The sequence below is a fragment of the Amycolatopsis sp. NPDC088138 genome, assembly GCF_044741685.1.
Taxonomy (GTDB): Bacteria; Actinomycetota; Actinomycetes; order Mycobacteriales; family Pseudonocardiaceae; genus Amycolatopsis.
In genome coordinates, this window is the sequence record NZ_JBIUTB010000004.1 from 87628 (window position 1) to 112433 (window position 24806).

Here is a 24806-nt window from a genome sequence, read left to right on the forward strand (position 1 = left end):
TCAGTCCTCCCCGTTCCGCCGGTCCAGCTCGGCCATTTCCCGTTCCACCTGGCCGTCGAGCTCCCGGAAGAGCTGTTCCGAGATCCGTCCCCCCAGCACGGCGGACTGGAGTTCCTTCCGGCGGCGGCGCAGATCCTGGAGCGCGGCCGCGTGTTCGTCGGACTGCGGGCCGGCGTGCTTCGGCCGGTGCGCGCCCTGGTGGTTCCGGCCGTTCGGGCCAGGCTTCGTCCGCGCCTTGAGCGTTTCGCCCACGATGTCGTTCAGCCCGTGCCAGACGGACTCGATGCGGTCCTCCATCTCCTTGCTCGCGAAGGCGCCCTTGACCGACAGCCGCACCTTGCTGTCGCCCGCCTCGGCGTGGATGTCCCCGCCGTAGACCTCTTCGCCGGTCAGCCCGACGTAGAAGTCGACCGGGAAGACACCCTCGTACAGCCGCCCGCCGACGTCCCACGCGCGGTTGAGCGCGTTTTCCCGGTCACCGCTGCGCGGTGAGTGCCCGATGACCCACTTGACGTAGTAACCGCTTTCGCTCATCGCGTCCGTCAGCGCGATCAACGTCTCGTGGTCCGGGATGACGCCGGGGAACTCGTGGCTCTCCGGGCACTCCAGGGGGTTGTCCTTCTTGTGGTCGGGCACGACGCGCACGTCCTGGTACCGCACGCCGTTCAGGTTCAGCGAGAGATCGGCGGTGACCTCCGTCTTCACCTCGCTCTCGTAACGGCTCGTCCGGGGGCCGCCCATCGGGTGGTGGAACTGCACGCCTTCAAGACCGGAAAGCGCTCCTTTGAACGAGACCACGAGAGAACCGGTGATCACGTCGGTCAGCTGGATCCGGTCCTCGAACCGGACCGACAGGGTCAATCGGTGGTCGGTCAGCGCGCCCAGCGGCAGCTGCTTCCACTCGATCAGCCGCCCGCCGGTCTCGGGATCGGCCATACTGCCGACCGTCGGGCTGTCGGAGACGAACTCGATGTTCCCCCAGGAAACCGGCACGTGCAGGGTCAGCCGCTCGACCTTGTCGGCCTCGAGGCTCGCGTCCTCCGACGGCCAGTTGCCCAGCCACTGCAGGTCCAGCTGGAGGGCCCGCTGGTCGGACTCGGGCACCAGAGACGGGGTCAACCAGAGCGGGATCGCGTCGACCTCGGGCGCGCTGGTGAGCCGATGCGCCAGGTCGAGCTGCCACTTGGCGCCGGCACGGCTCTCGGGCGCGGCCAGGAACGGGTGTTCGTGGACCAGGCCGTGCAACGGCAGTACCGGGGGCGTGACGGTCCGGTCCGTGAACTCGAGGCCTGCCCGCCCGGACAGCACCGCGTACCCCGCCGAGAACTCGACGTCCTGTTCCGGGCCGAGCCGGTACTTCGCGCGGTAGTCCCGGAGCCGGTCCTGATCCGGACGTCCGAAGGTCATGCCCAGGGTGATGGCACCCTCGACCGGCGTCACGGAGCTGTGGTACGTCCCGTGTTCGTCGAGCACGAGCCTGCCCTGCACGACTTCGCGCACCTTGACGGAGTCGATGCTCGGCACGACCGGCACCTTGGGCCGGTTCTCGAACGCCGCGACGGTCCGCCGGTGGTCCTCGAACCACGCCAGCGCTCCGCCGGCGAGGCCGATCAGGAGCAGGATCAGCCCGGTCACCACGGAGGCGAACATCAGCAGGACGCCCAGGCCGGCCACCGCCGCCGCGGCGTAGACGAACTTGCGGATCGAGGGTTTCACGACGTGTTCGTGGGTTTCGCAGTGCTGCGGTTCGGCCTTCTGGAACCCCAGGCCGTCGAACTCACTGGTGACGATCGGCCCCGACCGGTGCTCTTGGCACAGCGGAACGCCGCAGTGGTGGCACAGCGCTGCGATCTTCGACGACCCGCAACGATGGCACCGGGCTTGCGGGGCGCGGGCCCGGATCTTGACAGGCATTTCAGTCCCTCTCGTGATGAGTCAGTGCGAGGAGCGGATACGGGCGAAGCGGTCCCGGAGGACGGCGTGCAGCGCGTTCATCTCACGGGTGATCGTCCCGCTCGTCCGAGGCAGGGCGCCGTACATGAACAACCTGAGCTCGCCGCTCGGGAACGTCGTCGTGAAGGTCTGCCCACCGCGCTGGATCTGCCGCTCGGTTTCGTGCCGGGTGCCTTCGACGTACAGCGTGAGCACCAGCTTCTCCGGCCCTTCCGAGCGCTCCGCCGTGCGCACCCACTGACGTTTCGCCCCGCTGTCCGAGGAACTCTTGAAGTGGATGGTGAAACCCCTGGTGCGCAAGGCGTTCTCGATGTCGGCGATGCGGGCGTCCTCCGGGATGATCTCGTCGAAGTACAGGTGCTGGTGCGGCCGGAGGGTGCGCTTCGCGAACGCGTCGTCGAGGATGAGGTGGATGCGCGAGCTGACCCAGCTGACCTCTTCGCGCCCGGCCCGCTCGGTCTTGCGCCCGGTGCCGTCGAACAGCCGGGTGCGCATGCCCGAGAGCAGGTAGTCCGGGATCTTCACCTCGACGCGGCCGTCCAGGCTTACCTGCTGGTAGAGCTCGCCGGGCTGCTCGATGACCAGCACCATCGGCGCGCTGACGTACTCGAGCTCGTCTTCCCGTCCCTTGGCCGATGGCTTGGCGCGCAACGGGACGTTCCGCCATTCGATGCTGCGCTCGACCGGGTTGTAGGTGATCGGCACCTCTTTCCCTTCGCTGTGCAGGGTGAGCGCGCGCAGGGAGGTGATGGACGGCCAGTCGAGCGCGACCCGGTCGATCACCGGGTTCGGCGGTTCCCGGTCTTCTTTCCACGGCAGGACCAGCCTGACCTGGAGCACCAGGCAGAGGAACGACTCGAAGTTGGGCTGCTGGCTCAGTTTCGAAAAGTCCATCTCACCTTGACGGCCCCGCGGCAGCTCGTCGACGTCGCCGACGGTGTCCGGGTCCAGCAGCCCGACTTCGACGTCGATCGGAACCACTTCGAGCAGCCCGGGCTTCGGCGCGTAGTCGTGACTGATCACGCAGGCGAGCCGGTCGCCGCTCAGGTCGTCGAGCCCGCTCGGGCCGCCCTCGCCGGTGATCGGGACGCGGATCGGGAGCGCGCCGTAGGTGTCGTCGAGGCCGAGCTGTTCACCCAGATCACTTTGCTGGTGGCCGGCGAACAGCAGGTGCCCGATCAGCGCGGTGGTCGGCTCGTCCGGGGACCGGAGCCGCACCGCGGCCGCGACGTCGTCGCGCGCCTGGCGGGTGAAGTGGTCCGCGCCGTCGAACGGCACGACGATCTCGATCTCGCCGGTGGGTGCCTCGCTGCGCCGGGTGGAGGAGTTGCGCGAGATCTCCTGCTCGTAGTGGTAGTGCTCGGTCACCCGCGTGGTTTCGGGGTAGGCGCGGGCGAAGACGTCTTCGCCCGGCGCCGGCCCGGCCCGGCGCTTGCCGAGTCCGCCGACGGCCTTGCGCACTTGCTGGACCCTGTCTCGGGGAGTCGGCATCGAGAAACCCTTTCAGCGCGGTCGTGCGCAACGGCTTCGCCTGGAAGGCCCGCACCCAGATGCGGAGAAGTCCTTCGAACGGCGGTGGCGGGAGGATGACGGCCCCAACTCTGTGACAGAAAGCGATCGCCGACCCCGTACTAGTACGGGATCTCGTCAGGAAGTTCGCCGAACCGGCGCAGACAGCTCAGGTCGGTGATGAATACCTGCCGGTAACGGCGATCGAGCGCGCCCGCCTCTTCGAGAAGCTTGAACGCCTTCTCCACCGAGCTCAGCCCCGTTCCGGCCAGGGACGCGATGTCCTTCTGCGACAGGGGGATGCCGATCCGGCCGGTCGTGCCGGTTTCACCCCACCGGCGCGTGACCTCCAGCAGCGTCCGGGCGACCCGGACCGGTGCCGGGCACACCATGGCGTCGATGCCCCGGCGGTCGGAGCCGCGCAGCCGTTCACTCAGCACCCTGGCCATGGCCAGGCACGCTTCCGTGTTGTGCTCGAGGAAGTCGTTCAGGTCCGGGCTGTGGATGACGCGGCCCTCGACCGGGACACACGCGATCACGTGCGCCGACCGCGGCCGCCGCTCGAGGGTCGCCATCTCACCGAGGAGGTCACCCGGGCCGCGGACCGCGAGCACGACGTCGCGTCCCCGCTCCGTGTCGACCACGATCTTGACCAGGCCCTTGAGGACGAGCAGGGTGTGCCGGGCGGAGTCGCCCTGCCGGATGATGCGCTGGTGCGCCTCGTAGCCGACGGGGGTGCCGAGACCGAGCAACGTCTCCTGAGTCCGCCGGCCGAGCCTGCCGAGCAGGGAGTAACGCGGCCATTTCTCGCCCTTCACCGACCGCACTGTGCCGTGCCGAACGCCACTGAACCCCGTGCTGGCACGGGATTCGGTGATTCAGGGAGTCAGCCCGGCGGCGATGCGCAATGCCGGCAGGTCGACGATCGTCATGCGCCGGTACCCGGTGTCCAGCACCTTCCGGTGGCGCAGTTCGGTGAGCGACTTGTGCACCGTCGGTTCGGCGGCGCCGATCAGCTCGGCGAGTTCGGGCTGGGTGAGGGGGAAGCCGATCTCCCAGCCGCGCGAGGTGAGCCTGCCGTAGGACGAGACGAGTTCGACGAGGACACGTGCCAGGCGTACGGCCACGTCGTAGCCGCTGAAGTCGATGCGGCGCTGGGTCGACCACCGCAGTTTGGCGGCCACCATCCGGTTGACGGCCATCGCCGCGTCCGGGTGCCGGAGGAGGAAGTGCTCGAACTCCGCTCGGCCGGCCACCCGGGTGGTCAGCTCCCCGACCGCGGTCACGGTGGCCGACCGGGGCTGCCCGTCCAGCCCGGCGAGCTCCCCGACCAGTTCTCCGCTGCCGCGGACCGCCAGCAGGGCCCGGCCGCCGTCGACGGTCGTCGCGGTGACCTTGGCGCAGCCGGTCAGCAGGAGAACGACGTACGTCGTCGACTCTCCCTCGCGAACCAGTACGTCACCGGCGTGGAACACGCGCCCGGCGCCGATCCGGAGGAGGCCGGAAACGGTCGAGGGGGACAGCGCGGTGAACAGTCCCCGGTCCGGCAGTATCCGATCGCTGGCGACCACAGGCGATCCACCTCTCCCCGCGCCGAACTTGCTCGTTTCACCACACCAAGCTCGCGGGAAAAGGCGCCAGCGTTACAACCCGTTCGGCCCAGTTGCCGTCAGCGGGCCAAAAGCTTTCCGTGTGATTGTTCCAGTTTGTTGATCAGTTCCTCGAGCAGGGAACGGCGGCCCGGTGTCATTCCGGGCTCGCTCAGCACTTCCAGCAGCCGCGCCGCGACGTCCCCGTGGCCGCGGAACCCGTCAGGGCTGCACGGACCGGGTAGCCATCGGCGGATCGCCTGGTGGGAAGCCATGTCCAGGGGACCGCCGTCACCTGGGGCGGCGCGGAGCAGCGGCTCGCAGTCGCCGAGGAACGCCAGCCCGGCCAGTCGTCCGGCTTCGACGCTCGAATGCATACCGGCGGTGTCGAATTCTTCGAGCAGGCGATGGGCTTCGGTGACTTCACCGGTTTCGCGGGCCAATCCGCCCAGAGCGGCGAGAACATGGCCGTGCGGCGCCATTTCAACGATCCCGTAACGGCCGGTGGAAATCGTCTCCGCAACGGTAGCGAGTTCGCGATTCCCGGCGATCTCCAGTACGGCGGAAACCGCTTCCGCGAGTCCGGCCGCCGCGGCGGCGAGTGCCCATCGGACGTCGTTGTCCCGGTGGCTCCCGAGCACGAAAGCGCGTGCGGCGGCGCTGAGCCGGACGCGCTGGTACTGGCCGTCCCCGGTCGGCGCGTACCGGGCCAGTTCCTCGACGGCGTCGTCGATCCCCTCGGCCAGGAAGTCGTCCAGGAGATCGGGATGAGGACTGGTGTGAGCCATCATCGTGATCCAGGGCCAGTTCCGGCGCGCCGCGAGACCGCGGTCGTGAAGCACCCGCGCCGCGTGCCGTGTCACGGTGAACCCTCGCCGGCGGTCGTAGTTCGTGACGGCGTGGCCCAGCGCGGCCAGGCCCTCGATCCGGTCCGCAGTCACGACCTCGGCGAGTTCTGTGACCAGGCTCGCCGCGTGCTCCACGGCGGCGGGCGAGGAGACCGCTTCGGCCGCGATCAGCAGGAGGTGCAGCGGGGAGTCCACCCGGGCGGACAGGACCAGCGCTTCCCTTGTCCCGGGAGCCTTGGGAGCCTCGGAGATGATCCAGTGGGCGGCGGCCCTCGCCTCGTCCGCGGGGAGATCCGCCAGCCGGGACGCGTCGACCGGGAACGGCTGTTCGCGCGGGATCGCGGCGAGGGCGTCCGCGACAGCGGCGTTGATGCCGTAGGAGAACCTCCGGCGTAGCAGTTCCGTCCCGGACTTCGTCTGTTCGAGCAGCTGGAGCCGCTCTTCGCCGGCGGCCCGGATCGCGGCGCCGCCGGACAACGCCGGGAGCTGTGCTTCGACCTGCTTGAGCCGCGTCAAGACCAGCTCGGCCCGGATCGTCTCCAGGCTCCGTGGCACCACCACCTCGGACGAGCGCAGGACCCGGTCGGCAGCGGCGGCGACCAGCGGCTCTCCGGACCGGAGCTGATCGGCCAGGAGTACCTCGAGCCCCCGGACCCCACCGCGATCGATCACCGAGATGGCGGCAACCAGGATCTCGGCCGGGTGGTCACCGGTCAGTACCGCGCCGAGGACGTGGCGGAGCCACTGCTGGTGTCCCGGGCCGTCCGGCTCCGAGAAGAGACCCGGCTCGAGCGCGTGGAGGATCTCGACCTTGGTCGAGACGGGTGTCGCCTGCTTGAGGAGAATTTCGCCGAGGGCCCGGCGAGCGGGAGGAATGCCGGTCATCCTCAGGGCCTCCGCTGCCGACCGGTGCGTGTAGGGGCCGGCGGCCGGGTCCGTGAGCAGCGCTGTCCAGATCGGCATGCGGGCGGCCGCCATGGTCGGCCGGAACGACAGCAGCCGCGCCGTGAAGTGGAGGTCGGCGACGCCCACGCTGTCCACGATCAGGTCCACCACCGCGTCGGGTGTGCTCGGCAGCTTCGCCGCGAGCAGGCAGACGTCCCGCCAGGCGAAGGCGCGGGCGCGCTCCCGGACGAAATCGCCGCCGGCCAGCAAGGCCTGTGCGGCGAAGAAGTCTCGCTCCGCGAGCCTGGCGAAGCGCACACCGTCCTCGTCGCCGTCGAGGATCCCGCGGTCCAGGAAGGCGCTGACATCGACATCGGGCCGCACGGACGCCGATGTGTCGACGGCGGCCGTCGCGAGCGAAGCCAGCGTCGCCACGTCGTCTTCGGTGAGGTCACCGGCGAAGTACTTCTCGTACGAGTCACCGATCGGCAGTGGCCACCTCTCCTTCGCCGTGGTTTCGGCGACCATGGTGACGAATCCCGGCGGCGCTCCGCCATCGGAATGGTGCACGTCGTGGATGTCCGACTCCAGGGAATGCCGCACCCCGTCCGGGAAGGCGAAGCCTCTGAGGAACCAGCTGACCTCCCCCTCGTTCCACGGAAAGAGCCGGATCACCGGGAGCGCGAACGCGCCGGCCGCCCAGGCGCCGTTGCGCACCGCCACCGTCAGCCGGACTCGCGGGAAGCGGGCGAGCAGGTCACGAGACCAGGTGGCGATCCGGTCCCGGTCCTCGGCGGACACCTCGTCGAGGCCGTCGAGCAGGATGTGGGCCGCGCCGAGGACGAGCGCTTCGTGCGGCAACGGCAAGGCGTTCGGCAGAAGACCCGCGGCGGTCACGAAAAGCGGCACCCGCAGCGGGCTCAGCCCCCACCCGGGGCCGGCGATGTCGATCGCACCCTGGTAGGCCAGTTCGCGAAGCAGCCGCGACTTCCCGGCGCCGGGTCCGCCGACCACGACCGCCGAGCCGGTGTTGCCGGCTTCGCCCGTGTCCAGGTAGTTACCGTGCTCGCGGGACAGCTCGACGACCAGCTCACGCGCTTGCTCGACGTACCGCGCACGAACGAACCGGTTCCGCAGTACGTCGACCCCGGGTGCTTCGGCGCCTGGGTGCCGCGCGTCCACGGCGGTCAGCAGGCCGGTCACCACCGTCACCGCGTCGGGGTGGGTGAGGTCCATGATCGGCGACAGCCGCCGCAGCAGGTCCGGCAGCTCCTCCCAGTGCGCAAGGGGATCTTGGCCGGTGAGCCACTCCGTCGCGACCGCGGCGGCCGCGTGCACCGCGCGTAGCTTGAGGCCGGCCTGGCCGTGCCACTTGACCGTGCGGTAGGCCGACAAGTGCACCTGGGCCAGGTAGTCGAGCCAGGCGTCGGCGACGGGAAATGCCTGCTGGGCTCGCGCCCGCAGTTCGTGGAGAATCCGGAAGGCCGCGAGGGCAGGCCCTTCGAAGAGGTCGTCGAACGTCACTTCGAGCTTCGTGACGTCGTTCACCAGCGGCCTGATCCGGGTGGCCAGGGCGAGAAGGCGTTGCAGCCGAACGAGTTCCCCGTAGGGCAGCTCGGCGAAGACGTCACGGAGAAGGCTGATCTCCAGCCACGCGGCGTCCGAGAGGACCGGCCGGTTCTCGGCTGTCTGGGCGAAGTCGATCACCATCGGCCGGCTGTCGACGCACATCACGTTGCGCGCGTTGAGATCCCCGTGCACCACCCCGCGCACCCGGCCGAAGCGCGGGTCCGTCAGCGCGGGCCGGAGCCCGCCGGCCGGATCGGCGGTCCGCACCCCGTCCGCGACCACCGCGCTGCCGTCCCGCTCGACCGTCGTGAAAGCGCCGTCCAGCTTGGCGCGCTGTTCGGGAAAGCGGCTCCGCAGCACCCGGCCGGCCGGCTCGGTGCCGGGTGACCCGCCGTGCGTTTCGACCCGGATCTCGCGACTGCCGGAAGCCGCGACGCGCAGTTCCTGACCGGGACGGAATTCGCGGGAACCGAGAGATCCGTCGAGGACGTCTTCCGCATAGATCGCCGTCGTTTCAACCGCCGCTGCTTCAAGCACGAGGTCGGGCCCCAGCGACGGATTCAGATCCCGCAGGGACAGCGTCTGCCACACCTTTCGCCGATTGTGGAACGGGATCGACATCATGGTGAACAACTGCGCGATCACCTGCTGGACCTCCGGCACGGCGGCCAGGTCGCGGAATGCCCGGTGGACGAGGTCCTCGAGTGTGGGCGCGGGGGTTCGCGGACGGCCCGCGTAGTCGGTGACGTGCGTGTACACCACCGCTTCGACTTCGCCGTCCCGCTGCTCGGCGGGGTCCGCGGCGCCGGGGGTCGCTTCCAGGATCGGGGCGCAGACGGTGGCCGGGTACTGCGCCAGAAAACGGCTGAAATTTGCGTACTCGGCCGCCATTTCGGTTGCCGGGCCGATTTTGACAACGCGTTGGCGGTATTCGTCACCGGCTCGCAACGCGACTTCGATGACGACGGCCTCGCTCCGGCCGCCCTCGATCAGGCGGGTGATCTCGATGGTCTCGACCGGCCCCTGCCAGCCCTTTTCGGAGTCGCTGATCCGTTGCAGCGCGTGCCGGACCATACCGTTCCACTCGGGCGGTACTTCACCGTCGCGCGTGAGGATCTCGACGTGGGCCACCTGAACCTCCCCGGCGAGGCGTCCATGCGTAGGCTGACACCCTACCGAGGTCCTGTCACCGGCGGAAACACCGGAGGTCGTATGTCGGACGAGGCGCGCCGTACCAGGTGGACCGGCTTGTGCACCCGGTTGCGGCGTATCGCCGGCGACGCGAACTGGTTCGGGCTGCGCCGGGATTTCGACACGCTGCTCGAGCAGACGCGCGCGGGAAAGGACACCCTCGACGGCTGGCAGGCGTTCGAGGCGGAAGTCGCCCGGCTCACCGCCGCGGAGGAGAACCAGACGATCCGCCACAGCGACATCGACGGCGACCTGCTCGTGGCGTACGGCCTCGCGAAGGCACATCGGTGTCCTCGCGCGCTCTGTGATCGGGTCGTGCGGGCGGCGCCGGGAGAGCAGCCGGGCTGTCAGCTGTTCGGCGTGCCCATGCCGGAGGAGACCTGAGTGGCGACGACCGGCCCCGGCTGCGGAGGGTGCTCCGCAGCCGAGCCGACCGTCAGTCTCGCTCGATGAGGTGACCCACCACGTCCGGGCCCGGGTGGGCGTGGCCTGATCCGTCGCGGCGGACGTCCACCTCCGGTAGCTCCACCGGGTCGCCGTTGCGGGCCGAACCTGCCGGGCGCGGGCCGATCCAGGCGACCCTCAGCTCTGTCTCGCCCTTCAAGAACCGCTGGGCCCTGACCCCGCCTGTTGCTCGGCCCTTGGCCGGGTACTCGCTGAACGGCGTCACCTTCACGCTCACGCCCGTCGCCGTGATGACCATCGGCTCGCCGTGCTCGTCGTCGTCCGTGCGGACCGCTCCGAAGAAGACCGCCGCGCCCGCGCCGACGTTGATGCCCGCCATGCCGCCGCCCTTCAGGCCCTGGGGGCGGACCAGCGACGCCGCGTATTTCAGCAGTGACGCCTCCGACGTCAGGAACGCCAGCGTCTCCGTGCCGTCCCGGAGCCACGTCGCGCCGACTACCTCGTCGCCGTCCTTCAGGCTGATCACTTCGAACTCGTCCGAACGCACCGGCCACTCCGGCGAGCACACCTTCACGACGCCGGCTCGCGTGCCCAGCGCCAGGCCGGGGGAGCCCGCTGCCTGCTCGCCCAGTGGCGCGATGCCGACGACCGTCTCGCCCTTCTCCAGCGGGATCAGCTCGCGCGCTGCCATGCCGCCGCGCAAGGAGACCGTGCCCGCCTGCTCCGGGAGGACCGGCAACGGCAGGACGTCCGTCTTGAACGCCCGGCCGCGGCTCGTCACCAGCAGGATCTGACCGCGGGCCGTGGTGTGGACCACCGCCGACACCGCGTCGTGCTTCACGCGGCCGTTGCGCCGGCGCGTCTCCGTCGACTCCTCGGACTCCGCCGCCGTGCGCGCGACCAGACCGGTCGCCGACAGGATCACCTGGCACGGGTCGTCCTCGACCTCCAGCGGCCCGGACGGCTTCGACGCGGCCAGGACCTCCTTCAGGTCGCCGTCGATCAGGGCGGTCCGGCGCTCGGTCGGGAAGTCCTTCGCGATCTTCGCCAGCTCCGACGAGACGAGCTTCTTCAGCACCGACTCGTCGTCGAGGATCTTGCTCAGCTCCGCGATCTCCTCGCGCAGCCGCTCCTGCTCCGACTCCAGCTCGATCCGGTCGTACTTGGTCAGCCGGCGCAGCGGGGTGTCGAGGATGTAGGTCGCCTGGATCTCCGACAGCTTGAACCGCGTCATCAAGCCGTCCTTCGCGGCCTGCGCGTTCTCGCTTTCGCGGATGAGCTTGATGACCTTGTCGATGTTCAGCAGGGCGATCAGCAGGCCGTCGACCAGGTGCAGCCGCTCTTCACGCTTGCGGCGCCGGTACTTCGTGCGCCGCGTGACGACCTCGTAGCGGTGCCGGAGGAAGACCTCCAGCAGCTCCTTGAGGCCCAGCGTCTGCGGCTGGCCGTCGACGAGGACGAGGTTGTTGATGCCGAACGACTGCTCCAGCGGCGTCAGCCGGTAGAGGTCGGCCAGCAGGGCCTGCGGGTTGACGCCGACCTTGCACTCGATGACCAGCCGCGTGCCGTTCTCGCGGTCGGTGAGGTCCTTGACGTCGGCGATGCCGGTCAGCCGCTTGGACTTGTTGACCTCGTCGGTGATCTTCTCGATCACCTTCTCCGGGCCGACGCCGTAGGGCAGCTCGGTGACGGTGATCGCCTGCCGCCCGCGGCTGCCCTCGAGCGGCCCGGTCGCGACGTTCGCGCGCATCCGGACGACGCCGCGGCCGGTCTCGTACGCGCGGCGGACCTCGTCGAGGCCCAGCAGCTTGCCGCCGGTGGGCAGGTCGGGGCCGGGGACGAACTCCATCAGCTTGTCGAGCGTCGCGGTCGGGTGCGTGATCAGCCACCGCGCCGCGGCGACGACCTCGCCGAGGTTGTGCGGGATCATGTTGGTCGCCATCCCGACCGCGATCCCGGACGTGCCGTTGACCAGCAGGTTCGGGAACGCCGCGGGCAGCACGGTCGGCTCCTCGAGCGAGCCGTCGTAGTTCGGCCGGAAGTCGACGGTGTCCTCGCCGAGCTCACCGACCAGCTGCATGGCCTCGGGGGACATGCGGGCTTCGGTGTATCGCGAAGCGGCCGGGCCGTCGTCCGGGCTACCGAAGTTTCCGTGCCCGTCGATGAGCGGCGCGTTCAGCGAGAAGTCCTGCGCGAGGCGGACCATCGCGTCGTAGATCGCGGTGTCACCGTGCGGGTGGTACTTGCCCATGCAGTTGTGGACGACAAAACCCTCGGCTGTGAACTCGTGATCGTCGGTACCGACCTGGATGTCGTAGGTGACGTCCGGCTCGACCGGCTCGACCGAAACGACTTCGAGGAACGAGAACCCTTTCAGCGCGTCGAGGTTGTCGGCGAGCGGGGAGCCGATCCGGCGCAGCTTGTCGATCCAGCCGTCCTGGCCGGCCTGCGGAAGGGGAAATGCGCGATCGGCCAGAGCGATGCCGCCGCCGGTGTGGGCGGCCGAGAACTCGGCCATGACCGCCTTGGCGGGCAGCCGGTCGTTGCCCTGCTTGCCGCCGTAGCCGTAGGCGATTTCCGTGAGGTTTTCCAGTGCGCTCTTCTTGTAGCCGATCTTGATCCACGGCGTCAGGACGCGGGCCAGCACCGCGGCGTCGGATCCGGTGACGGACAGGCCCAGCAGGGTCTTGTGGCCGTCAGCCTTCGGGTTGCTCCAGTGGTGACCGTGGATGCCCAGATCCGCGAGCATCGCGTAGACCTGCCGGATGAGCGTTTCGCTCGTGCTGACGTAGACGATCTCGCGGTGGTTCTTGCGGATGTAGCCGTCGCCGTCGAAGATTCCGGCGAGGAAAGGCGCCCATGAAGACCGGTCGGTGAGGACTTCCGCCGGAACGGCCTTCGCGTCGCTGAGGGGGCTCCCGGCCGCGAGCAGGCCATCGTGGCGGGAGAAGGTGAGGATGTGCTGGTCGCGCCATTCCGGCTTCGCCGCGGTGCGAGTTCCGCGGGACACGCCGAGCCCGTTGGCCGTTGCCCAGTCGTACACCGCGTCGAGCGGTTCGACGTCGCACATGTGGATCCGGACCCGGCCGTCCGCGTCGCGGTTGCGGTCGACCGCGAAGCCCTCGGCGGTGATCAAGCCGAGGAGGTAGGCGTAGCGGTCGCCGCCCGCCGGCCGCTCGTCCCGGCGGGCGTTCCCGTAGGCGACGGTCAGCCGTCCGGTGAGGTCGCGGGCGTCCGTCCAGGTCAGCGTCGAGTCTTCGGCCACGGTCCGGAACCGCTGTCCCGGCGTCACGAGCATCGTGTGCCCGTTCGACCACTTGACTCGCACGAGTTCGGACACCGGGTTCTCGTAGACCTCGGTGACGGGTACCGCCCGGCCCCGGCTGTCGAGGACCTGCTCGCCGATCCCGATCTCTTCGATCGGCCGTAGTCCGTCCGGGGTCGACACCAGCGCGCCGCGGACGAAGCAGTCACCGACGACGCGGGACGACTTCACATACGCGTGCGTGGGCCGGTAACCCTGCTCGTGCATGGAAAAGAGGATCCGGCGGTGCACCGGCTTCAGGCCGTCCCGCGCGTCCGGGAGGGCGCGTGAGTGGATGACCGAATACGCGTACTCCAGGTACGAGTCCTCGATCTCGGTCTTCAGCGAGTTGTCGAAGACGTTCGCACCGGCGGAGTCGAACGCGCTGGGATCGACCTTGGTGGTGGTGCCCTTGCGGCGTGCCACGGCAGAACTCCTTGGTAGCTACGAAAATATCAAGCGTCGATGGCGTCGCGGTCGATGCGGTCCGAGGAGGCGACCAGCCAGTTGCGCCGGGGCTCGACCTTCTCGCCCATCAGCAGCTCCAGCGCGGTCTCGGCGGCCTCGGCGTCGTCCATCGTGATCCGGCGGACCGAGCGGCTGGCCGGGTTCATCGTGGTGTCCCACAGCTCGTCGGCGTCCATCTCGCCGAGGCCCTTGAACCGCGGCACCGGCGTGACGATGCTCTTGCCCGACCGCTCCAGCTCCGCGTACTTGGACTCCATCTCCTGCTGCGTGTACGTGAAGTGCGTCTCGGGGTTGCGGCCCTTCGTGACGAGCTTGTGCAGCGGCGGCATCGCCGCGTACAGCCGGCCGTCCTCGATCACCGGGCGCATGTACTTGGCGAACAGGGTGATCAGCAGGGTCCGGATGTGCGAGCCGTCGACGTCGGCGTCGGCCATCAGGATCACCCGGCCGTAGCGCATGGTCGTCAGGTCGAACGTGCGGCCGGTGCCCGCGCCGAGGACCTGCACGATCGACGCGATCTCCGCGTTCTTCAGCGTGTCGCCCAGCGACGCCTTCTGGACGTTCAGGATCTTGCCCCGCAGCGGCAGCAGTGCCTGGTACTCCGACACGCGCGCCATGCGCGCCGACCCGAGCGCGCTGTCACCCTCCACCAGGAACAGCTCGCTGCGCGCGACGCCGGTGGTGCGGCAGTCGACCAGCTTCGGCGGCATCGCCGCGCCCTCCAGCGCGGTCTTGCGCCTCGCGGCGTCCTTCTGCTGCTTCTGGGTGAGCCGGACGCGGGAGGCGTCGACCACCTTCTGCAGCACGACCTTCGCTTCGGACTTGGTCCGGCGGTCCTCGGTCCAGGCCTTGACCTGCTTGTCGACGATGCCCTGGATGACGCGGGTGATGCCGGCGGTGGACAGCTCGTCCTTGGTCTGCGACGTGAACTGCGGCTCCGGCAGCCGGACGTGGATCACGGCGGTCATGCCCTCGAGGACGTCCTCGATGGTCGGCATGTCCTCCTTGGGCTTGAGCAGCCCGCGGGTCTTGGAGATGGCGTCCTGCAACGCCTTCGCCATCGCGCGGTCGAAGCCGCGGCGGTGCGTGCCGCCGTGGACGTTGCGGATCGTGTTGGTGAAGTACTCGACCGTGCGCTCGTAGCCGGTGCCCCAGCGCAGCGCCACCTCGATCTCGGCGCGGCGCTCCACATTGGACTGCATGACGCCCGCCGCGTCGGCCGCGTTCTCCTTGTACGTGCCCTCGCCGGTGATCATCAGCGTGCCGCAGACCGGCTTCTCGCCCGAGGGCGTGAGGAAGTCGACCATGTCCACCAGCCCGTTCGGGAAGTGGAAGGTCTCCTCGTTGATCGTGTCCTCGATGGCCGTGCGCAGGACGTACGTAACGCCCGGGACGAGGAACGCGGTGTTGCGCAGCTTCGCGCGCACGCCCTCGACGTCCAGCGCCGCGCCGGACTCGAAGTAGCGGGAGTCGTACCAGTAGCGGATCGAGGTGCCGCTGCGCTCGCCGCGCTTCATCTTGCCGACGAGGTTCAGGCCGGAGTGGCGGGTGAACTTCGCCTTCGGGCCGGGCGCGTCGAAGATGCCGGGGACGCCGTGCTTGAACGACATCTGGTGGACCTTGCCGTCCTGCTTCACGGTGACGTCGAAGCGGTGCGACAGCGCGTTGACCGCCGACGCGCCGACGCCGTGCAGGCCGCCGGAGGTCTTGTAACCGGAGCCGCCGAACTTGCCGCCGGCGTGCAGCCGGGTCAGGACCAGTTCGACGCCGGACAAACCGGACTTGGCGTGGGTTCCGGTGGGGATGCCGCGGCCGTCGTCGTCGACCTGGACGCTGCTGTCGGCGTGCAGCGTGACGACGATGCGCGCGGCGTGGCCGGCCACACCTTCGTCCGTGGAGTTGTCCACCACCTCGGAGAAGAGGTGGTTGATGCCACGGCTGTCGGTGGAGCCGATGTACATCCCGGGGCGTTTGCGGACGGCCTCGAGCCCCTCGAGGTGCGTCAGGTCGTCGGCCCCGTACAAGGTCTCGGCAGTCACAGGGTCGTTCTCCCGGATCGTGGCTCGCGAAGGTTCGGTGAGGTGCGGACTCGGCCTGCACCGTACTGCAGGATATCCGCCTGCCCTGACAACTTCCGCGCGTCCGTCCCCCGGTGTGGCGTGAACCGCCCCCTAGCGAGGGTCGAATTCGAGGTCGGGCCACAGTGCGAGCAGGGCTTCGATCTTCCGCGGGACCTGGAAGCTGTTCCGGAAGTTCGGCTTCTCGCCGATCGTGGCGAGGCCCTTGCGCAGGTCCCCGAACGCCGGTTTCGCCTCGGTCTCGCGCGTCAGGAGGTAGCAGTACGTGCGGCGCGGGTAGGCGAACTCGTCGGTGTAGGCCTGCAGTACGAGACCGGGGGCCTCGGCCCGCGACCCGACCAGCGCCCGCCCCTGCTTCTGGCTGTAGACGCGGATCACGTGCACGCCGCCGCGCAGGGTGCGCGGCGGGTCCTGGCCCTGGCCGTCGTCGGCCCAGAACAGTTCGACACGGAAGGGTGCTTCGCCGTTTTCGCCGGGGTGCGAGTACTCGCGGGACAGCTCTTCCAGCCGGTACTCGGCCTCGGCCGACGGCTCGCCGCCCTCGACGAGGCTGACCAGGTACAGCTCGGCCGGGCGCGGCCACGACGGCCGGGGGACGTCGGTGGCTTCGGCCGGTTCCGTTTCGGCCGCTGCCGCAACCGGTTCCGGGGCCTCGGAAACCGCCGCGGGGACCTCGGCGGGCGCGGGGCTCTCGGTCCGCTCCGGCTCGACCGGGGTCTCGGCGACCGCCGGGCGGACCGGCGACGGGGCGGGCGGGGCCGGGCGCACCGGCGAAGGAGCGGGCGCGGCCGGGCGGACCGGCGACGGCGGCGGGGTCGCGGCCGCGGGCCGGACCGGGGTGGCCGGGCGGGTGGTCACCACGGGCCGCGCGGTCGCGCGGGGCGTCGAGGTGGCCGGGCGCGCCGGGGTGACCAGCTTGCCGGCGCCGTACTGCTCCAGGAGCGGTTCCAGGTCACCGGCGGTCAGGGAGGGCCCGGCGAGGTCGGCCCACTCGAGCCAGGCCTCCTGGGCCTCTTCGACGGTGTGCTTCTCGGTCGAGACGGTGACCGCCTCGAACAGCTGCCGCGGGCCGGCGGCCGTGACGTCGGCCGAGCCGACCACGACGAACGCCGGGTCGTCCTCGGCGATCACCAGCTTCGCGTTCAGCCCGCGCAGCGAGTGCACGGCCACGCCGGCCTTCACCCAGTGCAGCAGGGCGTGCGGGCTCGTCGTGCCGGCCAGCACCGAGTCGAGACCCGCGTCGGTGATCAGCGTGTCGCCCGGCTGCAACGGCAGCAGGGCGGCCGCGCCGGGACCGACGTGACCGAAGGCGGCCACCAGGTTCCGGCGCGGGCTGAGCAGTGGGGTGATCGAGGCCCAGATGTCGCGGCCGGTGAGAAGTCGTACCGAACGTTCTGCCAAACCCAGCCGAGCGAACTCCGCGTCCATGCCTTTGACCTTAGCTGGTGGCCCCTCACGGGTTGACGGCCGGAATATCTCTTGCTTGGAAGTAGTTGAACGCGCATGTAAGATGGGCGGTGCGCCTTCGGAAAGGGAGCAGGTCATGCAGTTCGGAATCTTCACGGTGGGCGACGTCACGGCGGACCCCACGACCGGCACCACGCCGAGCGAGCACGAGCGGATCAAGGCGATGGTCCGCATCGCGCTCAAGGCCGAAGAGGTCGGTCTCGACGTCTTCGCGACGGGTGAGCACCACAACCCGCCTTTCGTGCCTTCGTCGCCCACGACGATGCTCGGCCACATCGCCGCGCAGACGTCGAAGCTGATCCTCTCGACGTCGACGACGCTGATCACCACGAACGACCCGGTGAAGATCGCCGAGGACTTCGCGATGCTGCAGCACCTCGCCGACGGCCGCGTCGACCTCATGATGGGCCGCGGCAACACCGGCCCGGTCTACCCGTGGTTCGGCGAGGACATCCGCCAGGGCATCCCGCTGGCCATCGAGAAGTACGCGCTGCTGCGCCGGCTCTGGCGCGAGGACGTGGTCGACTGGGAGGGCAAGTTCCGCACTCCGCTGCAGGGCTTCACGTCCACGCCGCGCCCGCTCGACGACGTCCCGCCGTTCGTCTGGCACGGTTCCATCCGCAGCCCGGAGATCGCCGAGCAGGCCGCCTTCTACGGTGACGGCTTCTTCGCCAACCACATCTTCTGGCCGAAGGAGCACTTCCAGCAGCTCATCGCCTTCTACCGCCAGCGGTTCGAGCACTACGGCCACGGCCGGGCCGACCAGGCGATCGTCGGTCTCGGCGGCCAGGCGTTCATCCGGCCGAAGTCGCAGGACGCGTGGAACGAGTTCCGGCCGTACTTCGACAACGCGCCGGTCTACGGGCACGGCCCGACGCTGGAGGAGTTCACCGACCAGACGCCGCTGACCGTCGGCAGCCCGCAGGAGGTCATCGACAAGACGCTGACCTTCCGCGAGCACTTCGGCGACTACCAGCGCCAGCTGTTCCTGATGGACCACGCCGGCCTGCCGCTGAAGGTCGTCCTCGAGCAGCTCGACCTGCTCGGTGAGCACGTGGTCCCGGTGCTGCGCAAGGAACTCGACGCGATGCGCCCGGCGCACGTGCCGGACGCGCCGACGCACGAATCCCTGAAGGCCGCGACGTTGGTGGGGAGCCAGGCATGAAGCTCGCGGTGGTGACGGCCGGGCTGTCCATGCCGTCCTCGACCCGGCTGCTGGCCGACCGGCTGGCCGCGGCGACGGTCGCCGCGGCCGGGTCCCCGGTCTCCGTCGAGGTGGTGGAGCTGCGCGACATCGCGCTCGACGTCACGAAGAACCTGCTCACCGGCTTCCCGAGCCCGGACCTGCGCAAGGCCATCGAGACCGTGACCGGTGCGGACGCGCTGATCGTCGTCACGCCGGTGTTCACCGCCGGCTACAGCGGCCTGTTCAAGTCGTTCTTCGACGTCCTGGACGCGGAATCGCTGGTCGGCAAGCCGGTGCTGCTCGGCGCGACCGGCGGCACCGAGCGGCACTCGCTGGTGCTCGACTACCAGCTGCGGCCGCTGTTCGGGTACCTGAAGGCGGACCCGGTCGCGACGGGCGTGTACGCGGCTTCGTCGGACTGGGGCAGTGGTGAAGGTGCGCTGCAACGGCGGATCGAGCGGGCGGGCGCCGAGCTGGCGTCGCTGGCCGCGGGCCGTCCCGCGGTGGCCGCGGCGCCGTCGTTCGTCCCGTTCGACCAGCTGCTGGCGGAGGTGTCCGCTCAGGACCGGTAGTGCACCCGGTAGCTCAGGTGCGTGACGCCGTCGCCCGCGACGACCTCGACCCGCTCCAGCTCGGCTTTGCCGGTGCCGAGGTCTTCGAAGTAGCGGACGCCCTCGCCGAGGAAGACGGGCACGAGGTCGATCTTCAGCTCGTCGAGCAGGCCGAGGTTCAGGCACTGCCGGGCGATGCTGGGCCCGGAGACGCCGACGTTGCCGTCCCCGGCCTCCTTCGCCCGTTCGATCGCGGTCGCGACGTCCGGGCAGAAGGTGAACGGCGCCAGGTGCTCTTCCGGCCAGTCCGCGGGCGGCGGGCGATGCGTCACGACGAACGCCCGGCCGCCGCCGGGCGGGTTGCCGCCCCAGCCGTGCGTGTAGTCGAACACCGTGCGGCCGCAGACGAACGCGCTGTGCGCGGCCTGCGCCAGGTGCCGCCGGAGGTAGCCGGCACTCGCTTCGGAGACGTGGAACGCGATCGGGTAACCGACCATCGGCACTGCGACGTCGCCACCCTCGTACCAGTCGAAGAGCGGCCCGACGCTGTTGTCCGGGCGCGCCACGAAACCGTCGAGGGACATGCAGAAGCTCGCCGTCACCGCCATGTCAGCTCTCCTTTTCGAGGAGGGTGTCGAGCCGCTCGTACGACTCGGTGATGCCCCGGCTCATGTTGTTCGCCAGGGCCGTGTCCCGCGCTTCGACGGACGGGAACACCGACCGGGTCTGCATCCGCGTCCGGCCGTCGCCGAGGCCGGTGAAGGTCGTGGTGTCCAGGCTGACCTCGCCCGGCAGACCTTCGAACTCGAAGGTCTGCACGATCCGGGTGTCGTTCTCGACGCTGTGGAACACGCCGCGGAAGAAGAACTCGCCGCGCTCGGCGCGGTGCGCGTACCGGTAGCTCCCGCCGGACCGGACGTCGTACTCGAAGATCTCCATCTCCAGGTCGGCCGGGCCGAGCCACTGCTTGACCAGGTCCGGCTCCCGGTGCGCGCGGAACACGGCGGCCGGCGGCGCGGCGAACTCGCGGGTGACCTCGATGAACGGGGTGCCGGGCTGCGCGGTGATCGTGGTGCTCATTCGGTTTCCTCCAGGGTCTCCAGGACGGCGTCGAGGCGCCGGTAGGTGCGCTCGGTGGCCAGCCGGTAGGTGTCGATCCAGCCCGTGAGGGCTTCGAGTGCGGACGGCACGAGGTGGCACGGCCGGCGCTGGCCGTCACGGCTTCGCGTGATCAGCCCGGCCTGTTCGAGCACCTGGATGTGCCGGGAGACCGCCTGCTTCGTGATCGCGAAGGGCTCGGCCAGCTCGTTGACCGTCGCCTCGCCGCGGGAGAGCCGGGCGACCAGCGCGCGGCGCACCGGGTCGCCGAGGGCGGTGAACGCCCGGTCCAGCGCCTCCTCGTCAACCGTCATCTTTATCAACCAATCTGTTTATCAACCGATGTGTTGAATGTAAGCCCGGCTCGGAACGGCGTCAAGGAGGTGTCGAAGGTAGGGGGTGGCTCGGGTCGTCCGGCAGCCGACAGTGGGTGGGCCCGCTGCCTACTTTTGCGCCATGACCAGGCTGTTCGCGCTGCTCGGCGCGCTTCTCGTGCTGCTGGTGACCCCGGCTTCCGCCGCTCCCGCGGGTAACGGGATCGACGACTACGTCCGCGCCTACCTCGACCACACCGGCCTGCCCGGGGCCGCGGTCGCCGTCACGCACGGCGCCGACGTCGTGCGTGTCGCCGGGTACGGCCACGACGCGGCGGGCGCGCCGATCACCGCGTCCACCCGGCTGCCGATCGCGTCGCTGAGCAAGTCGATGACGGCGTTCGCCGTGCTCCAGCTCGTCGACGCCGGCCGTGTCGGGCTCGACGAGCCGGTGACGCGGTACCTGCCGGAGTTCCGGCTCGCCGACCCGCGCGGCGCGCGGATCACCGTGCGGATGCTGCTGGACCAGACGTCCGGGATGGCCGACTCGGCGTTCCCCGACCTGAAGCTGCCGCAGCCGCACACCCTCGCCGAAGCCGTCTCGCGGCTGCGGGACGCTGGCCTGGCGGACGAGCCGGGCACGACGTTCCACTACCACAACCCGAACTACGAGGTGGCCGCCCGGATCGTCGAGGTCGTGGCCGGGCAGCCGTTCCCCGAATACCTGCGGACCCGGCTGTTCGTGCCACTCGGCATGACGTCCAGTTCCACTGTGGACAGTCCGCCCGCGGACCTCTCGCCGGGGTACGTGCGGGCGTTCGGCTTCGCCGTCCCGGTGTCCGAGCCGGACTGGTTCACCGGCGGCAGCCACGGTGTGCTGAGCACCGCGACCGACCTGACCCGCTGGCTGATCGCCCAGCGCGACGGCGGCGGGGTGCTGTCGCCGGCGTCGGCCGCGCTGGCGCACACGCCGGCGCCCGGGCACGACTACGCGTTCGGCTGGGGCGCCTACCGGCCCGGGCAGCTGTCGCACAACGGCGAGTGGTTCAGCCACACCGCCGCGCAGATCCTGCTGCCCGGCGGTTACGGCGTCACGGTGCTCGCCACGACCGGGCTGGCCCTGGACAACGACGCCGAGTCGCTGGCGCAGGGCCTTGCGACGCTCGTCCAGGGCGGGGCGCCGGAGCTCGCGCTGCCCGCCGGGGTGGTCGCGGACCGGGTGCTGGCCGGGCTGATCCTGCTCTCGGTGGTGCTCGCTGTGCTCGGCGTCGTCCACGCGCGACGGTGGGCGGCACGCCGGACGTCGTGGTGGCGGGCCGGGCTGCGGTCGGTGCCGTGCCTGCTGCCGGCGCTGGTCCTGGTGCTGCTGCCGGAGCTGATGAGCGCCGTGTTCGCCGGGCGTCAGGGCACGTTCGGGCAGATCCTGTACGTCTGGCCGGGCGTCGTGGTCTGGCTGGGCGTGGCCACGCTCGGCGGGCTCGTGGTGTCCGCGGCGCGGATCCGGGTACTCGCGAGTGGCACGCGGGGGCACAACCGGGAAGAATCGGACGGAACGAGGGGAGTGGCCGAGTGGGGATCGGTAAACAGGCCAAGCGCATCATGATCACGGTGGCGGGCGGGATCCTGCTGGTGGTCGGCGTGCTGCTGCTGGTCCTGCCGGGGCCCGGCCTGCTGCTGGTGCTCGCCGGGCTGCTGCTGCTCGCGTCGGAGTTCCCGAAGCTGGAGCGGTACGTCGACCCGGTCCGCGACCGCGCGATGAAGGCGGCCGAGGAGAGCGTCTCGTCACCCCTGCGGATCGCCGGCTCGGTGCTGGCCGGGCTCGCGCTGCTGGCCGCGGGCATCGTCTGGGGCACGGTGAAGTCGCTGCCGTTCAGCGGCTGGAGCACCGGATCGAGCCTGATCCTGTCGTCGGCGATCCTGTTCGCGCTGTTGATCTGGAGCTACCGCCGGGTCAAGGCCCGCCGGGAGGAGAAGGCGGTCAGCTGACCAGCTTGCGGACCGCTTCGGTGACTGTCGCGCGGCGGTAGGCCTGGTCCTCGGGAGCCACGGCGATCATCTCCACGGTCTGGGCCGACCACATCGACGCCAGGCTGACCACCATCATCAGCAGCTGCTCCGGCTCGAAGCGGTCCGAGACCGTGCCGGCCTCCTGAGCTGCGCGGATGGCGTCGACCTTGCCCTTGGCCGAGTCCGTGATCGCCTGGATCGTGCGGCCGGTGCCGGCGCGTTCGAGCCGGTACCAGGCGGAGATCCGGGGCACCTCGGGGTAGGCGACGTAGCCGTCGAACAGCCGGCCGGCGTACCCGGGCAGGTCGTCGGCGGTGATCGGCGTCTCGGTGAGGGTGCGCTCCACGATCGTGTCGAAGACCGCGTCGAACAGGTCGTCCTTGCTGCCGAAGTACGTGTAGACGAGGCCCGCGCTGCACTGCGCGCGCGTCGCGATCCGGTCCATCCGGGCCCCGGCGATGCCGTGCGCGGCGAACTCCGCCAGCGCGGCGTCGAGCAGCTGGCGGCGCTTCGCGGCGGGATCCCGGGTGGCCATGGCCCCGATTCTAGTTGAACGAACGTTCAGCGCGGTCCGGCCGAGCGGTAACCTCGGCCTCATGAGCGGCGGATTCCAGCGCGCCCGGCGGCCGGAGCAGATCGAGGCACGCCGTGCGGCGATCCTCGCCGCCGCGCGCGAGCTGCTCGCCGAGCGGCCGGTCGCCGAGATCAGCCTGCGGGAGCTCAGCTGCCGGGTCGGGCTGGCGAAGTCGAACGTGCTCCGCTACTTCGACAGCCGCGAGGCGATCTTCCTCGAGGTCCTGGACGTCACCTGGACGGACTGGCTCGACGACCTGGAAGAGACCCTCGCCGACCCCGGGCCGGCCGAACCCGGCTTCGCCCGCGAAGAACGTCTCGCCGGGACGCTCGCGACGTCGCTGGCCGGGCGTCCGCTGCTGTGCGACCTGGTCAGCTCGATGGGCTCGGTGCTGGAGCGCAACATCTCCCTCGAGTTCGCCCGGAGCTTCAAGCGCCGCGCGGCCGCGAACACCGAACGGCTCGGCACGCTGGTCCGCAAGCGGATCCCGGAGCTGTCGGCGGAGGGCGCGGCGCACTTCGCGAGCGCGGTGGTCGTGGTGGTGTCGGGCCTGTGGCCGTACGCCAACCCGACCGAGGCCGTCGCCGCCGCGTCCGCCGAACTGGGCGGCCCGCCGGTGGACGAGCTGTTCACGACGGCGCTGGCCGAGGGGCTGGCGAACCTGCTCGCGGGGTTGGTCGCGCGCGGCCGGTGACGCCTCAGCGCTGCGCGGCCGCCGTGATGTCGGCGTTCTCCAGGATCTGGCGCTCGTAACCGTGCGCCGCGACCTCCAGCATCGCGCGGCCGATCTCCTCCGTGGTCGTCACCGCCCGCGGCGCCAGCCGCCGGAGCACCGGGTACAGCGGCGCGACGACGCGGTAGATCGTCCGGTACAACGGCGTCTTCGACGTGATCCCGTGAAGCGGCTGGATGTAGCCGGGGCGGAAGAAGAACGTCCGCAGCGGCAGCTTCGCCAGCGCGTTCTCCGTCGCGCCCTTGACCCGCGCCCAGCGCACCCGGCCGCGTTCGGTGCTGTCGGTGCTCGCGCCCGAGACGTACAGGAACGTGGTGTTCTCCGGCAGCTTCGCGGCGACCGAAAGCGTGAGCTGGTAGGTGATCCGCTCGTACTCGTCGGCCGCCACCCCGACCGAAGACAGGCCGAGACAGAAGAAACACGTGTCGTACCCGGTGATCGGCTCGAGGGCGAACAGGTCCTCGCGCACCAGCTCGGTCAGCTTCGGGTGGGTGGTGCCGACCGGCGCCCGGCCCACGGCCAGCACCGCCTCGACCCGCTCGTCCAGCAGGCACTCCCGCAGCACGCCTTGCCCGACCATCCCGGTCGCGCCGAACAGGACCACCCGCACGAGCCCACCCCTATTCCGCGGTCACCGGCAGCAAGCCGCGCTCGCCGAAGACCTTCTTGGCCGCGAAGGTCGCGTTCAGCGCCTTCGGAAATCCACAGTAGACGGCCGAGTGCAGGAGCGCTTCGACGATCTCGGCCGGCGTCAGGCCGACGTTGAGCGCCGCGTTGACGTGTACGTCCAGCTGCGGTTCGCACCCACCGAGGGCGGTGAGCATGCCGAGGGTGACGAGCTGCCGGTCGCGCGGCGCCAGCCCGGGCCGCGAGTAGATCTCCCCGAACCCCCACGACACGACGGCCTCGCCCAGCGCGGGGGCGACGTCGGCGAGCGCGTCGAGCACCCGCTGCCCGGCCTCGCCGTCGATCTCGGTCAGGGTCTTCAGGCCACGCTCGAAGCGCTCGTCAGTCATGTCGGTTCCTTTCCCCAGTGGTCGTTGTCCCGATCGACGCTAGGGGCTGGAGCGCGCTCCA

At 70.1% G+C, this 24806-nt stretch carries 20 protein-coding genes; 6 read left to right on the top strand and 14 right to left on the bottom strand.

Translation table 11 applies throughout. The features are described from left to right. The 5 genes from ACIOD2_RS21785 to ACIOD2_RS21805 all read right to left on the bottom strand — a co-directional run bounded on the left by ACIOD2_RS21785 (position 1) and on the right by ACIOD2_RS21805 (position 9484). On the bottom strand, positions 1 to 1914 hold the full coding sequence (locus ACIOD2_RS21785) for a hypothetical protein (protein WP_400540672.1): 1914 nt from the start codon (positions 1912 to 1914) through the stop codon (positions 1 to 3). A 21-nt stretch (positions 1915 to 1935) separates the two neighbouring features. Further along, positions 1936 to 3414 (bottom strand): hypothetical protein, encoded by a 1479-nt coding sequence (locus tag ACIOD2_RS21790; protein ID WP_400540675.1) that lies wholly within the window; start codon positions 3412 to 3414, stop codon positions 1936 to 1938. 170 nt (positions 3415 to 3584) lie between these two features. Continuing rightward, positions 3585 to 4280, bottom strand: a complete 696-nt coding sequence (locus ACIOD2_RS21795) for a Crp/Fnr family transcriptional regulator (RefSeq protein WP_400540678.1) — start codon at positions 4278 to 4280, stop codon at positions 3585 to 3587. 60 nt (positions 4281 to 4340) lie between these two features. After that, positions 4341 to 5033, bottom strand: a complete 693-nt coding sequence (locus ACIOD2_RS21800; protein ID WP_400540681.1) for a Crp/Fnr family transcriptional regulator — start codon at positions 5031 to 5033, stop codon at positions 4341 to 4343. 98 nt (positions 5034 to 5131) lie between these two features. Next, positions 5132 to 9484, bottom strand: coding sequence for a hypothetical protein (locus ACIOD2_RS21805; RefSeq protein WP_400540684.1), 4353 nt, complete (start codon positions 9482 to 9484; stop codon positions 5132 to 5134). 117 nt (positions 9485 to 9601) lie between these two features. Between ACIOD2_RS21805 and ACIOD2_RS21810 the strand changes: the two genes are divergently transcribed. Continuing rightward, positions 9602 to 9928, top strand: coding sequence for a hypothetical protein (locus tag ACIOD2_RS21810; protein ID WP_400540687.1), 327 nt, complete (start codon positions 9602 to 9604; stop codon positions 9926 to 9928). Positions 9929 to 9980: 52 nt separating this feature from the next. On the opposite strand, the gene ACIOD2_RS21815 is transcribed toward ACIOD2_RS21810, so the two are convergent. From ACIOD2_RS21815 to ACIOD2_RS21825, 3 genes are all read right to left on the bottom strand, one after another. Then, a complete protein-coding gene (locus ACIOD2_RS21815; RefSeq protein ID WP_400540690.1) occupies positions 9981 to 13679 on the bottom strand; it encodes a DNA topoisomerase (ATP-hydrolyzing) in 3699 nt (1232 codons plus the stop codon). A 29-nt stretch (positions 13680 to 13708) separates the two neighbouring features. Beyond that, a complete protein-coding gene (locus tag ACIOD2_RS21820) occupies positions 13709 to 15760 on the bottom strand; it encodes a type IIA DNA topoisomerase subunit B (RefSeq protein ID WP_400540693.1) in 2052 nt (683 codons plus the stop codon). A gap of 132 nt (positions 15761 to 15892) precedes the next feature. Beyond that, positions 15893 to 17227: a hypothetical protein gene (locus tag ACIOD2_RS21825; RefSeq protein WP_400540696.1), complete on the bottom strand. Its 1335-nt coding sequence runs from the start codon at positions 17225 to 17227 to the stop codon at positions 15893 to 15895. Between the two features lie 115 nt (positions 17228 to 17342). Here ACIOD2_RS21825 and ACIOD2_RS21830 point away from each other — a divergent pair, with 115 nt between their 5' ends. Further along, positions 17343 to 18431, top strand: a complete 1089-nt coding sequence (locus ACIOD2_RS21830; protein WP_400540699.1) for an LLM class flavin-dependent oxidoreductase — start codon at positions 17343 to 17345, stop codon at positions 18429 to 18431. Next, positions 18428 to 19024 (top strand): FMN reductase, encoded by a 597-nt coding sequence (locus ACIOD2_RS21835; protein WP_400540702.1) that lies wholly within the window; start codon positions 18428 to 18430, stop codon positions 19022 to 19024. Before ACIOD2_RS21830 ends, ACIOD2_RS21835 begins: the two co-directional genes overlap by 4 nt. Here ACIOD2_RS21835 and ACIOD2_RS21840 read toward each other — a convergent pair. The 3 genes from ACIOD2_RS21840 to ACIOD2_RS21850 are packed head-to-tail and all read right to left on the bottom strand — an operon-like array spanning position 19012 to position 20415. Beyond that, positions 19012 to 19611 (bottom strand): dihydrofolate reductase family protein, encoded by a 600-nt coding sequence (locus tag ACIOD2_RS21840; RefSeq protein WP_400540705.1) that lies wholly within the window; start codon positions 19609 to 19611, stop codon positions 19012 to 19014. The two genes, ACIOD2_RS21835 and ACIOD2_RS21840, sit on opposite strands and share 13 nt — an antisense overlap. A gap of 1 nt (position 19612) precedes the next feature. Beyond that, positions 19613 to 20083, bottom strand: coding sequence for an SRPBCC family protein (locus ACIOD2_RS21845; RefSeq protein WP_400540708.1), 471 nt, complete (start codon positions 20081 to 20083; stop codon positions 19613 to 19615). Further along, positions 20080 to 20415, bottom strand: coding sequence for an ArsR/SmtB family transcription factor (locus ACIOD2_RS21850; protein ID WP_400540711.1), 336 nt, complete (start codon positions 20413 to 20415; stop codon positions 20080 to 20082). Before ACIOD2_RS21850 ends, ACIOD2_RS21845 begins: the two co-directional genes overlap by 4 nt. Positions 20416 to 20557: 142 nt before the next feature. Here ACIOD2_RS21850 and ACIOD2_RS21855 point away from each other — a divergent pair, with 142 nt between their 5' ends. Both ACIOD2_RS21855 and ACIOD2_RS21860 read left to right on the top strand, forming a co-directional pair. Then, positions 20558 to 22018: a serine hydrolase domain-containing protein gene (locus ACIOD2_RS21855; RefSeq protein ID WP_400540714.1), complete on the top strand. Its 1461-nt coding sequence runs from the start codon at positions 20558 to 20560 to the stop codon at positions 22016 to 22018. Next, on the top strand, positions 21985 to 22401 hold the full coding sequence (locus ACIOD2_RS21860) for a PGPGW domain-containing protein (RefSeq protein WP_400540717.1): 417 nt from the start codon (positions 21985 to 21987) through the stop codon (positions 22399 to 22401). The genes ACIOD2_RS21855 and ACIOD2_RS21860 overlap by 34 nt, the downstream gene beginning before the upstream one ends. On the opposite strand, the gene ACIOD2_RS21865 is transcribed toward ACIOD2_RS21860, so the two are convergent. Continuing rightward, positions 22394 to 22957: a TetR family transcriptional regulator gene (locus ACIOD2_RS21865; RefSeq protein WP_400540720.1), complete on the bottom strand. Its 564-nt coding sequence runs from the start codon at positions 22955 to 22957 to the stop codon at positions 22394 to 22396. The two genes, ACIOD2_RS21860 and ACIOD2_RS21865, sit on opposite strands and share 8 nt — an antisense overlap. A 61-nt stretch (positions 22958 to 23018) precedes the next feature. Between ACIOD2_RS21865 and ACIOD2_RS21870 the strand changes: the two genes are divergently transcribed. Then, the gene (locus ACIOD2_RS21870) at positions 23019 to 23690 is read left to right on the top strand and encodes a TetR family transcriptional regulator (protein ID WP_400540723.1); all 672 of its coding nucleotides are present in this window, start codon (positions 23019 to 23021) and stop codon (positions 23688 to 23690) included. A 4-nt stretch (positions 23691 to 23694) separates the two neighbouring features. Here ACIOD2_RS21870 and ACIOD2_RS21875 read toward each other — a convergent pair whose 3' ends face one another. Together ACIOD2_RS21875 and ACIOD2_RS21880 are read right to left on the bottom strand one after the other, a co-directional pair. Beyond that, the gene (locus ACIOD2_RS21875; RefSeq protein ID WP_400540726.1) at positions 23695 to 24339 is read right to left on the bottom strand and encodes an epimerase; all 645 of its coding nucleotides are present in this window, start codon (positions 24337 to 24339) and stop codon (positions 23695 to 23697) included. A 10-nt stretch (positions 24340 to 24349) separates the two neighbouring features. Then, positions 24350 to 24745 carry a carboxymuconolactone decarboxylase family protein gene (locus ACIOD2_RS21880; protein WP_400540729.1) on the bottom strand — a complete coding sequence of 132 codons (396 nt, stop codon included), beginning with the start codon at positions 24743 to 24745 and terminating at the stop codon, positions 24350 to 24352. Positions 24746 to 24806: the final 61 nt, after the last annotated feature.